Origin of the sequence: Endozoicomonas sp. ALB115, assembly GCF_049310245.1 — a bacterium.
Classification (GTDB): Bacteria; Pseudomonadota; Gammaproteobacteria; order Pseudomonadales; family Endozoicomonadaceae; genus Endozoicomonas.
Genome location: NZ_JBLYZG010000003.1, coordinates 57,483 through 71,454, shown reverse-complemented (window position 1 = coordinate 71,454; position 13,972 = coordinate 57,483). Strand labels below are relative to the sequence as shown.

Below are 13,972 nucleotides of genomic sequence, written 5' to 3'. Positions count from 1 at the left end.
CGGGCAGCGGGCAGCGCTTATTGAAGTATGACTGTTCCTACGCCAACGCCTCCTGAAGAACCTGCAGGTCAGGCTCTGCAAATGGCAACGCCAACGCTTTCTGCTGGGCCTGCTCAGACATTTTCTTCCAGGTTTTCTGCACAATGGCGATCACCTTGTCCCTGGGGTGTTTGGCGGCAAAGGCCGAAAAGTCGTGGGTCAAAAAGACCAGGCAGGCACAGTCTTCCAGCGTCTGAGTGTCGGCATTTCGCTTGATGCCCTGCTTGCGGATAATCGCGGACGCTTGTGCACAGCTTGCTTCTGAATAACCGTTTCTGGCCATGATTTCACCGGCTTTTCGGGCATGCAGCTTGCCCAGTTCGGTGCGCCACTTCAGGTAGCCGGTTCGTCCTTCAGGGTATTCTGACCGGGGGATTTCCCAGCGGCAGAGGTGCTGACTGCGAACGGCGATCTGCAACTCCTCAGAAGCATCCGGAGCCAGCTGTTGTAACCAGTGGGTCATTTGCCGGGCGTAGTTTAATTCTGCCGGGGTATCATCAATGACGCTTGGGTCCATCTGGTGAAGCTGGTCAATGGCGGCCAATGTTTCTGCAAGCCTGGTCATAAACTGCGATCTCATTTTAAAATAGTTATGCCGCACTTTTTACTTGATTTGCCAGTGGATTTCGACTGGTATTTGTGATTCTACTCAACTGGATAGTCGGGTTAAAAAGGATGAGTAAAGAAAAGCCCCCAAGGGTTGCCATGGTGGTTGGTGCGACCGGTGCCACCGGGCAGGTGTTGATGCAATACCTGCTGGAGCGAAGCCACTACTCCGAGGTCGTTGTTCTGCACTACCGAACGACACAATGGGCGGGTCACGCCAAAGTCAGGGAGGTGGTGCTGAGCCTGGATCAGTTACAGGATCTGGATTTAACCGTTGACGTCTTGTTCTGTTGTCTTGGTACCACCATAAAGAAAGCTGGCTCAAGGTCAGCCTTTGCCAAAGTTGATCGTGACTATGTTCTGGCACTTGGTCAGTGGGCAGTGGACCATGGACAGCCGTCGTTTCATCTGATCAGTGCTTATGGCGCAGATAAGGGGTCGCAGGCCTTTTATATGAAGGTGAAAGGTGAGGCGGAGAGTGGGCTGAAAGCACTGGGGCTTCGCTCTCTGGCTATTTACCAGCCGTCATTGCTGCATGGCAATCGTGATGAGTTTCGGCTGATGGAGTCTGTTGGATTTTATCTGCTGTCGCTGTTAGGCAGCCTGCCGGTTTCCGGTTTGAAAGCACTTCGTCCCACCCGGATTACAGCACTGGCAACCTTGATGTACCAGCAGTCATTACTGGATGTGTCCGGTTTGCAGGTGTTCCGCCCTTCCGATATTGCTGTCTGTGAATAAGTAGTTAACCAAATGAAATCATATATTTCTGACTAAGTTGTCAATCACTCTGCGGCGTTGCAACTCCGGTCACATAGCTACTGCTATGCTCCCTACGTTGCGCCTTGCATAGTAACTGCCCACTTAGCCAGAAATATACGATTCCATTTGGCCAACTACTTAATGACCTGCATATTGTCGGCCATTGTCGAAGTGAAGGTCTGGTACTGGTGACCAATAATACCCGGGGGGTTAAACGGGTGGACGGACTGCGAATTGAGAATTGGGTAGAGGACTCGCTTTCCTGAATCAGAATTCAGGTTTAAATATTGACGATCGTATCTGCTCCCCAGCCAGTCCGGGTGAAGTTCGCAAAGACCTTGTCGTGCCCATCCAGTTTCACCGGTAAGCCCGGTTATGAACTTTTCACTGTGAAATTAGTCGAAAAAATGAAATTCACTTCAGGTTAAGTGGAGATACAATTTGATTAACACCAGCAGTGGGGCACAGCCCAAATACGTTATCCCTGAATCTGCAGCCCCTACATCAACGTCTTCAGCTGATAATGCAAACTTTAAGGGGCACCAGCTTCAAGCTACACAGTCATCCCGGCGAGTAGAAGCTGCTTTGCAAGGTAAGTGCGCTCTGTGCCTGGAAACTTTCATCAATACTGAAATCAAGCCATTATCCTTGTTGCCATGTTTCCATGTGTACCACTCAGAATGTTATGCTCCAGCATTAAGTCAACAGTCCTGTCCTGACTGCAGGGCTCTTGCCAGTCCTTCAAAAATTAAAATTTACCAAAACAGCACATTATTGAGAGAGAATTTGCCACTGGAATGCACTGAAGACCTTTGTCTTGTCGTAGGTGCCAATGCCTCAATCAGCTCCGGCACGCAAGCTCTCTGTCCTTATCCTCTTGCAACTTTCCCATATCAGGAGGCTGAAAACTTTCTGGAAAACAACCATCCCCAAATTATTGAATGGCTCCTTGAGTCATTTGCTCAAAAACACTACACAACGGCTAATGTGCGTTATTACGAAAAATATTGTGGAACAGAATTCGAACACATTCACCAGAAACCAGCGATTACGCTTTCTGTGCAGCACAACCCTAACGAGCCAATGAAAGAATTGTACTATTCGTCTGCAGATATTAATAAAGCAAAAACGGCAGAATCTGCTTTCGCAAATCTTGTGGAAGACATTCGAACCGATTTATTAATTCTCAGTCTGAGAAACTCGCATCCAGCCATTTTTGACTGCAACACAGACCTATACATCTACCGTTATGATTTATGGACATACAACGCTATTTTTATCAATGACAAAAATAACTCCGTCCCTCTTCGCACCATATTCAATCCATCGACTAAATCTTTTAGCTGGGATAGATTGAAACTGGAGCTGGAAAAACAGGGTTTTGAATATAAGAAGTTATTCGAAACAACTCCTTCTCAAAGATTTTTCGAGTGTAATGATTTTTCCCGGATGAGATCTTTTCAGAGCCGGGGATTTGATTCTGTTGTCGGTTTTCACTCCAACAGCCTGAGGGGAACCGCAGACGCAGAATGGAGCACGCCCGGCTCTCAACGCCCTGTCAGTGAAAGTGCGTTGGAAATTCCCTCTGGGGAGTTTGATACCGATAGTTTCTTATTCTGATCTGAAGAAGCTTAACCGGGTAATACCTGATCACCTCGAATTAACTCAGGTGCATTAGCAGCAGATAAGTAGTTGGCCAAATGGAAGTGTATATTTCTGGCTAAGAGGACAGTTACCATTTAACGAAACCTACTGTAAGTCCGGTCAGGAACTTTTCATTGTGAAAATAGTCAAAAGATGAAATTAACTTCAGGAAAAGTGGAGATACAACTTGATTGATACCAGCAGCATTGGGAAACAGCCTGAATACGTTATCCCTGACCCTACAGCCCATACATCTGAATCAACGTCTCCAGCTAATAATGCAAACTTTAAGGGGCACCAGCTTCAAGCTACACAGTCATCCCGGCGAGTAGAAGCTGCTCTACAAGGTAATTGCGCTCTTTGCCTGCAAACTTTAACCAGTACTGAAATCAAACCATTATCCTTGTTACCATGCTTCCATGTGTACCACTCAGAATGCACTAATAGGCTATTAAATTATCAGCAGCCCTGTCCTGAGTGTAAGGGTGCTGTCAGTCCTTCAACGATTAAAGTCTACGATAACAGCACATTATTAAGAGAGAGTTTGCCACTGGAATGCACTAATAACCTTTGTACCGTCGTAGGAACCAATGCCTCGATCAGCTCCGGCACGAAAGCTCTCTGCCCTTATCCCCTGGTAACTTTCCCACATCAAGAGGCAAAAGACTTTCTGAAGAACAACCATACCCAAATTATTGCATGGCTCCTTGAGTCATTTGCCCAAAAACAGTACACAATCGCTGATGTATTTTATGATGAAAAATGTTGCTACACAGACGAATTCATCCAGTTTCACCCTCAACCAATGATTATCATTTATGTGAAGTTTAACCCCAACGAGCCCATGTGTAATTTGGGCTATACGTCTGCTGCTATTAACAATGCGACAACTCCAGAAGCTGCTTTCAAAAATCTTCTGGAAGACATTCGAACCGATTTATTATTTCTCAACCTGAGAAACACGTATCCAGCTATTTTTGACCAAAAGACAGAACTCCACATCGTTCGTTATGATTTATGGAAACAGAACGCTATTTTTATCAATAACTTAAATAAATCCATCCCTCTTCGCACCGTATTCGACCCATCTACTAAATTTTTTAGCTGGGATAGATTGAAACTGGGGCTGGAAAAAATGAATCTTGAATATAAGAAGTTATTCGACACGACCCCTTCTGAAAAGCCTTTCGAGAGCTGGCCGGTTGATTCTGTTGACGCTGTTTACTCCAACAGCCGGAGTGAAACTATAGACTTAGAATGTTACTCCAGCTCTCAATGCCCTGTTAGTGACAGTACGTTAGACATTCCCTCTGGGCAGTTTGATAGCGATAGGTTCTTATTCTGATCTGAAGAAGCTTACCCCTCCATTTTCAATGGTTTTCGGATGGAACCACGAAGAACACAAAGAGCCGAAGGAAAAGAAAATCTCTTCTTTGTGCTCTTCGTGACCTTCGTGGTTCGATCTTTAACTTACCCAAGCGGGGAGTAGGCGCTTAATGTATACCCTAAGATCAACGCTTAGCTGCTCTAGCCCGGATATTTCATAAACGTGCTCCCACTCTCGCTTGTCCTTTGCCGCTCTAAGGGAGTTTTGTTCAGTCGACCATACTCCCCGGTACGGCGCTCCCTCACAAAATCCCTTAGAGCGACAAAGTCCTGCGCGAGATTCGGGGCAGTTTATGAAATATCCGGGCTAGATGATCGGGTGCATCATTAGCAGATATCGTCAGGCATCAATCCGTTTGTACTTAATACGGTGCGGACCAGCGGCTTCTGCACCCAGGCGGTCGAGGCGGTCAGCTTCATACTCGGTGTAGTTACCTTCAAAGAAGGTCACTTTGGAGTCGCCTTCGTAGGCCAGAATATGAGTGGCAACACGGTCCAGGAACCAGCGGTCGTGGGAGATCACCATGGCACAGCCGGGGAATGCCAGCAGGGCTTCTTCCAGGGCACGCAGGGTCTCAACGTCCAGGTCGTTGGAAGGTTCGTCCAGTAGCAGCACATTACCACCGTCTTTTAATGTGGCCGCCAGCTGGAGACGGCCCCGCTCTCCACCGGAGAGTTCACCGACACGCTTCTGCTGATCGCCACCCTTGAAGTTGAAGCGGCCAATATAAGCACGGGATGGCACTTCATAGTTGTTGATGCGCAGAATGTCCTGGCCATCGGAAATGGCTTCCCAGACGGTTTTGCTGTCATCCAGCTCATCACGAAGCTGCTGGACGTTGGAGATTTTAATGGTGTCTCCCAGCTCAACGGTTCCGGAATCCGGCTGCTCCTGCCCGGTGATCATTTTGAACAGGGTGGATTTACCGGCACCATTACCGCCGATAATGCCGACAATGGCCCCTTTGGGAATGCTGAAGCTCAGGTCATCAATCAGCAGGCGGTCACCGAACCCTTTGCTCAGGTTGTTGACTTCAATCACCTTGTCACCCAGGCGTGGACCGGGTGGAATGTAGATTTCATTGGTTTCGTTACGGTTCTGAAAGTCCTGGGACTGCATCTCTTCAAAGCGGGCCAGACGGGCTTTGGATTTGGACTGACGGCCCTTGGCATTGGAACGAACCCACTCAAGCTCGTGTTCCATGGCCTTGCGGCGGGCATCCTGTTGCTTCTGTTCCTGTTCCAGACGTTGCTCTTTCTGTTCCAGCCAGGCGCTGTAGTTGCCCTGGTAAGGAATACCTTCACCACGGTCCAGTTCCAGAATCCAGCCAGCGGCATTGTCCAGGAAGTAACGGTCGTGGGTGATGGCAACAACGGTTCCTGGGTATTCAACCAGGAAGCGTTCCAGCCAGGCAACGGATTCCGCATCCAGATGGTTGGTGGGTTCGTCCAGCAGCAGCATTTCAGGGCTGGAGAGCAGCAGGCGGCAGAGAGCCACGCGGCGACGCTCACCACCAGAGAGGTGTTCAATTTTTGCATCCCACTCAGGCAGACGCAGGGCGTCTGCTGCCACTTCCAGCTTGCGCTCCAGGTTGTGGGCATCGGCGGCCTGAATAATGTTTTCCAGACGGGCCTGTTCCGTGGCCAGGGCATCAAAGTCGGCATCCGAATCAGCGTAGGCGGCATAAACTTTATCCAGACGCTGCTGAGCGGCCTTAACTTCCCCCAGTGCTTCTTCAACCACTTCGCGGACGGTTTTGGCCGGATCCAGCTCAGGCTCCTGGGGCAGATAGCCGACGTTCAGGTTGGGCTGAGGGCGGGCTTCGCCATCAAACTCTTTATCCACACCGGCCATAATCCGCAGCAGGGTGGACTTGCCCGCACCGTTCAGGCCCAGAACACCAATTTTGGCACCCGGGAAAAAGGAGAGAGAAATATCTTTTAGGATCTGACGTTTCGGGGGAACGATTTTGCTCACCCGATTCATGGTGTAAACGAACTGAGACATCATTTTATCCGTGATAAATTGAACTGAATAATACAATACAACAAAGAATGGTAAAACAATGTTGGAGTTGTAAAGTCATTCCCGGTGTTTGAGATTCTCAATGGTGTAACTAGATCTGTTGGTGTCAGCAGCATCAAATATGGTGCCTGGAAAAATTTATGAAGAATCAAAGGAAGATCTTTAACCAGCCTGTTTGAGAGTATTCGGGATTTGAAGAAGCGGTATTGGGAGGCACTTTTGTGATGCTTTTGTGATTACAGACATTTTATCCCTGCTCTGAAAAATTCCTCTGGATCCACCCCATGAAAATGGTGGAAAACGCCGTTTAAGTCAGCATGGAACTTTTTCATAACTGCCAATGTCAAAATATTTATATGTTTCTACTATCATACCAATCTCTTTAGGTTGGCCACTTTAAATTTTTGAATGAGGATTTCCTTATGTTAATGGGACCTACAGCAGACATTACTTCACAATATAATTTCAAACTGCGCGAAGTCTTGAACAATGCCACTGATCAAATGGAAGGCAAGTTTGAGGGCCGACTTGTTATCAGCCTTGAAGACTGTTATGAGAAAAATTTAGTGCGTCAGGTATACCAGGGCATAAAAGACTTAAAAAGTGTTAATGATATTCATGGCCCAAATGAAAAGGTTTTCCACCCAACCCGACTTAATGGCTTTTCCCCTGATCATTACCAATATATGGATATGTTCGGGAGTACGGTTGATTTGGGACTTACAGTAAGAGCACCCATTGTCACATTTGACAAATCTTGTAAATTAGCCAATGAAGTTGATGTGAGAATGAGGCTAGCTAAAAATAATGCCACTGAATCAATGGCTAATTTCGTTTGCTCCAACCTGGAAAAAATGGCAACTCTAGGCAATTGGTCCGGTCAGTCAGTTCCTATGAGTGTCAGAATAGTAAGATACACGCTCAATTCAGACAACCCTGAAATAGTGAATATTCCCTGGAGTACTGGCTGGGCCCCTTTAACCATGTCATCAGTCATTTCGCCATGCAAGCAGAAGGACGGTGCATACTCCGGTGGAGATCTGCTCTTTGCTGAAAAAGCACCAGAAGCCGATAAAGCACCAGAAGCCGATAAAGCATCAAAAACGTTTTTTTCGAAGCTTTTTTCTACAGTAAAACATATTCCTGAAACAAAACATATTCCTGAAACAGAACATATTCCTGAAACAGAACATATTCCTGAAACAGAACATATTCCTGAAACAGTTAAACAATATCCCTATCCAGAAAACGGCTGCATTGTTTCAGAAAACGTCTTTTCAATAGGCACAGCTAGTGACATAAAATCCAGTGGGAAATCATGTCAACGCATGGTATTTATCTTGTCCGCATTCCCGGATAAACAACAATTTTTGTCCTTTATGAAAGAAAATTCAGGCCAAAATCTAGTGTCAAAAGATAGCCCGGATATTTCATAAACGTGCTCCCACTCTCGCTTGTCCTTTGATTCTCTGGGAGGCTGTCTGAGAATAGCGCCCGTCCAGGAGCCTGTTGGACTTAAGACTGTCCTACGCGGCAACTGCTCCTGCGTTGCCCTGGCTCCTGCATCCATGCAGTCGTGCGGTTGCGATAAATTGGTCTAAAAATCAAAAAGTATAATAGAGATATTTTTTGAACTAAAAGCTGTTTTTATGGTCAGAAAAAGTGGAATACCAATAAAACCATGAAGGATAAAATCAATGCTTCCATCTGGAATCGGGTTTGGCCAAACACCGACAAAGGGTCCATCTTACTCAAGAGAGGAAAAATCTGATTTAACAGAAAGTACCCCTTCCCCGGCAAAAAAAATGCGACTCGATCAGGTTGAAAGGAATGTAGCAATTGTTAATAGCGCCCAGCCTTCCGTTAATTCCCGGCCACCCAGCTGCAACAATTGCCTTAATGATATGGAAGCTGTGTTTGGTTATTTAATGGTTCTTTTACGCGCCAGAAATATCGAATTAGTTCCCTGGGAAGATTATTCAGGAATTACAAACCAATTGTTAACTCTCAGAAAAACGGTTGACGAACAAATTCAACGTTTAAATCAGGGTGCCGGGATCACGGTTGTTAATGGTCAAGAGGTGGTGTATTCCCCGGACTCTCCTGTTTCAGAAAGGGCAATGACACCAACATCCCCGGGCACCGATCTCCCTCCCCCATGCATAAGGTCAACAGAAGGTGTTGTACATGGTACCGGCGTCATTGCTAACCAAAACTTCAAAGCGGAACAGATAATATGCCCTTACGATGGACCATTGGTGTTCAGAACCATTAATCCGAAAAATGGCAAATATGTTGTCTTTACCATCAAGGCCCCGGGCGATGCTGACACTGCGGGTGTTAATATCCTGGAAAACGACACTTATGTTGCATGGTCGAACGTTACTATTGCCCAAGCTGGCGTACCTGTCATTGAGCTTGGCCGTGACTGTGAACATGATATCCGATTCCTGAATCACTCCAAGCAACCCAATGTAATGATCAGCTGTACAAATGTGGACTCGTTAGCGTGGGGTGACCGGGAAACTCTTAAGCTGACGGTTGTAGCCCTGAGAGATATTAAGAAGGGAGAAGAGCTGTTATTTGATTATGATACAAATCAGGAAGACTCTGAAATAGACTTCAGTATCTCGTCAGTAGATAATAAGGCAGACAAAAATCAAAGAGAAAAAATAATCCAGAGAGTTAAAAAGCTGAACGAAAAATGTCTAAAGGGTGGGAGGAAAAGGTCGGCAAAAACAAAGGAAAAAGAAGTTGATCTGCCAGAATCACTTGATATTCAAGTCGGTCATATCATGGATAAAATTCAGGGTATTCGTGGCAAAACACTTCATCCGATAAGACTTGAACAATTGAAGGCAGGTCTGGATGACAATAATAAAAAACTACTGAATATAATTTTATCTAATAACCCGTCAATTTTGGAAGATATTGCTTCTTTTTTGTCTTCATTAAAAATTGAACTAAGCAAAGATATGGATAAGTTAACAATGAAAAATATTAATGAGCTACAAAAGTTTTTAATGGGTTCAATGTTTAACGGTAAGCAAACCTGGATGAATATTGATGACTTAAAAAAACATCTCGCTTCCTTTAAGTAACATGAAATTGGTTAGGTGCTATTAATAAACCGTTGCCGGTAGCAGGCATTTAGCCTGCTACCGTTTTTTGATAAACCTTCCTGACAGTATTATGAATAGCTATTGCACTCTTTTGCCCGGGTTTTTCTACTGTTGATAGCGTAAAGTCAATCTCTGACTCTGGTAGGCCCGGATCGTAATCGAATAGCAGTTCTTCTCCGAGGGCAATGTCTTTCAGGGCAGTAACCCTTAACAGAATCTGATCGCATTGATTAACTGGAAATCTACTCAATACCCGGGGTGTGATGATTTTTACATTGGCATTTTTGGAGTGGTTCAGATATCGAATGGGGCCGACAGCATCACGGCCAATCTCAATGCCGGGCGTTCCGGAATACTTGAGAAAAATGCCAGACCAGGCAGCAAAAGTATCTTTCTCCATAAATCGGGGAACAGGCCCTTTTTTACCCTGTTCCAGTTTGAATACATTGAATTTTTGTTGCTGGCCCGACTGTCGGCTTCTTATTCGGAATATCAGTGGGCCGTGATACAGAGAGATGAATTGACCTTTTTTGAACCGCTTTTTCGCCACAACGCCGGTCCCGTGGACAACACCGTGAGTGCTGGCCTGGATCCGTGCCCTGAGTTTGCGGCGATTACCGTGGTCAGAACCGTGGGCGGCCCCGACTTCATGGGCAAGCAACGAGACAGGCGACTCCGGGGGAGTAAATGCAGTCACCTGCGTGTTTTCTGTGTCTTGTAACCGAAGTAAGGCAAGATTGGTCATGTCTCTCAGCTTTCGTATTCTGGTAATCGTCTCTTTATTTTGAAATAACGTGAGTTCTGTCGCATTGACAGTAGTAATTGTTCTGACGCTCCGGATGGTTTGTAAATCATCCAGAATCTCATCACGTATAAAATTTTCGTGAGGAGGCTCTCTGGCAACTGACCGGTTGAAGCAGTGCTCTTTGGCTTCGGAATCAATGCCAAAACGGTGAAGTGCAGGGGGTTCAACGGGTGGTTCAGTCCTGTTGGGTGAACAGATTGCTGGTATCATGTTGTGGCGTGTTTTTTGTAGAGTTGGATCTATTCGACAGAGAAGTTAACTGCTGGTTCAAAATGTTTGTCAGCATTTTTTATTATTTCGCTGGATTATCTGCCAGGGGTGGTAACGTTGTTGCTAAGACACAGTTCCGGGAGCGGGCCGAATGCACGGCGTCTGAGCCATTCCTGAGCCAAAAATCCTTTGGGCCTGTCTTTGCGTAAAAGAGGCGTTAAACAGGGTGTTCATCATGGACATTGAGTGGTTTTTACTGCCGATTTCCTGCGGGCTGTATTAGAATAGCGTTTCACCACCAATATCCAGGCATTTCACAGCCTCTTGGAGCCTGTCGGACTTAAGCGTCCGTAGCGAGGATTGCGAGAAATTGAGGATAAAAATTTCTGCTTCTGAGGAGAATAGCGGGGCTATTTGACGAAGAAGCAGGAATTTTTAGACCATTTTATCGCAACCGCAGTAGGACAGTCTTAAGTCCGACAGTCTCCTCGGCGGGCTGTTAACAGGCAACCGAGGTAATGAATGTTCACAAAGGACATGACCATCGCTGAATTTGATCCGGAGCTTAAGGCGGCTATTGATGCAGAAACCCTGCGTCAGGAAGAACATATCGAGCTGATCGCTTCCGAGAACTATGCCAGTCCAAGAGTTATGGAAGCTCAGGGCAGTGCGCTGACCAACAAATACGCTGAAGGCTATCCCGGCAAACGTTACTACGGCGGCTGTGAGCACGTTGATGTGGTTGAGCAGCTGGCCATTGATCGTGCCAAGGCACTGTTTGGCGCAGGCTACGCCAACGTTCAGCCGCACTCGGGTTCCCAGGCCAACTCGGCGGTATTCATGGCGCTGCTGAAGCCCGGTGATACGATTCTTGGCATGAGTCTGGCCCATGGTGGCCACCTTACCCACGGTGCCAGCGTCAGCTCCTCCGGACGAATCTATAATGCAGTGCAGTACGGCATTACGCCTGATACCGGTGAGTTGGATTACGAAGAAGTTGAGCGCCTTGCCCTGGAGCATAAACCCAAACTTATTATTGGTGGCTTTTCTGCCTACTCCAGGATTGTTGACTGGCAGCGTTTTCGGGATATTGCCGATAAGGTCGGTGCTTACTTCCTGGTTGACATGGCGCATGTTGCCGGGCTGGTGGCTGCGGGCGTTTATCCTTCGCCAGTGGGCATTGCTGATGTGGTCACCACCACCACTCACAAAACCCTGGGTGGACCGCGCGGTGGTTTGATTCTGGCCGCTGAAGATGAAGAGCTGAACAAGAAACTGAATTTTGCCGTCTTTCCTGAATCCCAGGGCGGTCCTCTGTGCCATGTGATTGCTGCCAAGGCTGTCTGCTTCAAAGAAGCTATGTCTGATGAATTCAAGACTTATCAGGCCCAGGTGGTCGAGAATGCCCGGGCCATGACCCGGGTGATGATGGAGCGGGGTATCAATATCGTTTCCGGTGGGACCGATGACCACCTGTTCTTGATGGATCTGATCGGTAAGGAATACACCGGTAAAGATGCCGAGGCGGCCCTTGGCCGTGCAAATATCACGGTGAACAAGAACGCGGTGCCTAATGACCCTCGTTCACCTTTCGTAACCAGTGGCCTTCGTATCGGTACTCCGGCTATTACCCGTCGCGGCTTTAATGAAGAAGACTCAGCAGCCCTGGCTGGCTGGATCTGCGATGTCCTGGACGCCCTGGGCGATGGTTCCGGTGATGCACAGGTGGAAGCAGCAGTGAAAGCCAAAGTGCTGGAAATCTGTTCGCGTCTTCCGGTTTACAAGTAACTGTCTGGGTGGTAACAGAAAGCCGCTGTGCCTTGAATGTGTGCAAGGTCAGCGGCTTTTTTATAGAGTTCCCTGAGGTAAAAGCGGCTTTCTATCTTGAATGTTTCAGTCGCTGAAACCCCTCCGGGTTCTGATATACGGGCAGAAACCGGGAACTTGTAATAAAACCGCAGCTGGTTATCATTGCTTTGGGACATAAGTAGTTGGCCAAATGGAATCGTATATTTCTGGCTAAGTGGGCAGTTGCTATGCAAGGCGCAACGTAGGGAGCATAGCCGTAGCTATGTGACCGGAGTTGCAACGCCGCAGAGTGACTGACAACTTAGTCAGAAATATATGATTTCATTTGGTTAACTACTTATAGCAAATGGTGTCCCCTGATCCCCTCAAAAACTCAAGGATTAATTTGCTCAATGCATTGTCCATTCTGTGGTGCTGCTGAAACAAAAGTGATCGACTCGCGTCTGGTTGCAGAAGGCAGCCAGGTGCGCAGGCGTCGCGAATGCCTGTCCTGCATTGAACGTTTCACCAGTTATGAAACAGCAGAACTGCTGATGCCGAGGCTGGTGAAACGGGATGGTACCCGTGAACCTTTTAATGAAGATAAGCTGCGGGCGGGCATGTCCCGTGCCCTGGAAAAAAGGCCGGTAGGCGTTGAGCAGCTGGAAGAAGCGGTGAGCCGCATTACTCATCGCCTGCGGGCCATGGGGGAGAGGGAAGTCAGTTCCCGGATTCTGGGTGAAGAGGTTATGCGCGAATTAAAGCAGCTGGATGAGGTGGCCTATATCCGTTTTGCTTCCGTCTATCGTCATTTCAAGGATCTGAATGAGTTTCGGGAAGAGATCGACCGACTGGAGACTGAGGATCGGGATTAAATGCCTCTGATTCTGTTATTGCTGGTGATTCTGGTCCTGGTTTTTGGTCCCCAGTTCTGGGTCAGGCATACGTTCCGTAAATATGGTAAAGACCGACCGGATCTTCAGGGCACCGGCGGCGAGCTGGCACAGCACCTGATTGAACGATTCCAATTGGATGGCGTATCCGTTCGTGAAGGTCAGGAAGGTGAGGATTATTATGATCCGGAAAACCGGGTAGTTTCGCTCTCCTCATGGCACTATCGGGGGAAAACCATCGCTGCTGTTGCCGTTGCTGCCCATGAAGTCAGCCATGCCTTGCAGCATCAGGAGCAGCACCCCGGGTTTATGCGCCGTCAGAAGCGGGTAAAAATGGCCATGATGATTGAGCGGTTCAGCGTTATGGCCCTGATGGTGACGCCTTTTATTTTCTTATTCACCCGGCTTCCCCAGAGTACCCTGATCACTTTGCTATTGGGCGCTTCCGGGATGATTGCCTCACTCTGGGTGCAATTGATGAACCTGCCCATTGAGATGGATGCCAGTTTTAACAAGGCCCTGCCAATTCTGGAGGAAGGGTATCTTGCCAGAGACGATCTACCGGGGGCGAGAAAGGTCCTGAAAGCCGCGGCAATGACCTATGTTGCTGCGGCACTGGCAAGCTTGCTGAATATCGGACGATGGATAGCTATTTTAAGACGATAAGCCGTTGGGCAAATGGATGCCTTTGGAA

The 13,972-nt window shown here is 47.4% G+C and carries 12 protein-coding genes and 1 pseudogene; 10 read left to right on the top strand and 3 right to left on the bottom strand.

What is annotated here, in order from left to right; genetic code table 11:
• Positions 1-37: 37 nt before the first annotated feature.
• On the bottom strand, positions 38-604 hold the full coding sequence (locus tag ACO6VE_RS02250) for a DUF4202 domain-containing protein (RefSeq protein WP_422446515.1): 567 nt from the start codon (positions 602-604) through the stop codon (positions 38-40).
• Positions 605-714: 110 nt separating this feature from the next.
• Here ACO6VE_RS02250 and ACO6VE_RS02245 point away from each other — a divergent pair, with 110 nt between their 5' ends.
• The 4 genes from ACO6VE_RS02245 (at position 715) to ACO6VE_RS02230 (ending at position 4,393) form a co-directional block, all read left to right on the top strand.
• Positions 715-1,383, top strand: coding sequence for a hypothetical protein (locus ACO6VE_RS02245; RefSeq protein ID WP_422459491.1), 669 nt, complete (start codon positions 715-717; stop codon positions 1,381-1,383).
• Positions 1,384-1,487: 104 nt separating this feature from the next.
• Entirely contained in the window at positions 1,488-1,670 is a 183-nt protein-coding gene (locus tag ACO6VE_RS02240) for a hypothetical protein (protein ID WP_422446509.1), read from the top strand.
• A 175-nt stretch (positions 1,671-1,845) separates the two neighbouring features.
• The gene (locus ACO6VE_RS02235) at positions 1,846-3,024 is read left to right on the top strand and encodes an RING finger domain-containing protein (protein WP_422446507.1); all 1,179 of its coding nucleotides are present in this window, start codon (positions 1,846-1,848) and stop codon (positions 3,022-3,024) included.
• Positions 3,025-3,235: 211 nt separating this feature from the next.
• The gene (locus ACO6VE_RS02230; RefSeq protein ID WP_422446505.1) at positions 3,236-4,393 is read left to right on the top strand and encodes an RING finger domain-containing protein; all 1,158 of its coding nucleotides are present in this window, start codon (positions 3,236-3,238) and stop codon (positions 4,391-4,393) included.
• Positions 4,394-4,774: 381 nt separating this feature from the next.
• Here ACO6VE_RS02230 and ettA read toward each other — a convergent pair whose 3' ends face one another.
• The gene (ettA, locus tag ACO6VE_RS02225; RefSeq protein ID WP_422447903.1) at positions 4,775-6,442 is read right to left on the bottom strand and encodes an energy-dependent translational throttle protein EttA; all 1,668 of its coding nucleotides are present in this window, start codon (positions 6,440-6,442) and stop codon (positions 4,775-4,777) included.
• A 115-nt stretch (positions 6,443-6,557) separates the two neighbouring features.
• On the opposite strand from ettA, the pseudogene ACO6VE_RS02220 reads away from it, so the two are divergent.
• The 3 genes and pseudogenes from ACO6VE_RS02220 to ACO6VE_RS02210 form a co-directional block, all read left to right on the top strand.
• Positions 6,558-6,670 (top strand): annotated as a pseudogene (locus ACO6VE_RS02220) (IS200/IS605 family transposase); the annotation flags it as partial.
• Positions 6,671-6,882: 212 nt separating this feature from the next.
• Complete coding sequence (locus tag ACO6VE_RS02215; RefSeq protein ID WP_422459489.1) at positions 6,883-7,896, top strand: hypothetical protein; 1,014 nt, start codon at positions 6,883-6,885, stop codon at positions 7,894-7,896.
• Positions 7,897-8,157: 261 nt separating this feature from the next.
• Positions 8,158-9,561 carry an SET domain-containing protein gene (locus tag ACO6VE_RS02210; protein WP_422446501.1) on the top strand — a complete coding sequence of 468 codons (1,404 nt, stop codon included), beginning with the start codon at positions 8,158-8,160 and terminating at the stop codon, positions 9,559-9,561.
• Between the two features lie 49 nt (positions 9,562-9,610).
• Here ACO6VE_RS02210 and ACO6VE_RS02205 read toward each other — a convergent pair whose 3' ends face one another.
• Positions 9,611-10,597 carry an SET domain-containing protein gene (locus ACO6VE_RS02205; RefSeq protein ID WP_422446499.1) on the bottom strand — a complete coding sequence of 329 codons (987 nt, stop codon included), beginning with the start codon at positions 10,595-10,597 and terminating at the stop codon, positions 9,611-9,613.
• 522 nt (positions 10,598-11,119) lie between these two features.
• Between ACO6VE_RS02205 and glyA the strand changes: the two genes are divergently transcribed.
• From glyA to ACO6VE_RS02190, 3 genes are all read left to right on the top strand, one after another.
• Positions 11,120-12,385 carry a serine hydroxymethyltransferase gene (gene glyA, locus ACO6VE_RS02200; protein ID WP_269673157.1) on the top strand — a complete coding sequence of 422 codons (1,266 nt, stop codon included), beginning with the start codon at positions 11,120-11,122 and terminating at the stop codon, positions 12,383-12,385.
• 413 nt (positions 12,386-12,798) lie between these two features.
• Positions 12,799-13,260, top strand: coding sequence for a transcriptional regulator NrdR (gene nrdR / locus ACO6VE_RS02195; RefSeq protein WP_101746570.1), 462 nt, complete (start codon positions 12,799-12,801; stop codon positions 13,258-13,260).
• Positions 13,261-13,944 (top strand): zinc metallopeptidase, encoded by a 684-nt coding sequence (locus ACO6VE_RS02190; RefSeq protein ID WP_422459486.1) that lies wholly within the window; start codon positions 13,261-13,263, stop codon positions 13,942-13,944.
• Positions 13,945-13,972 lie beyond the last annotated feature (28 nt).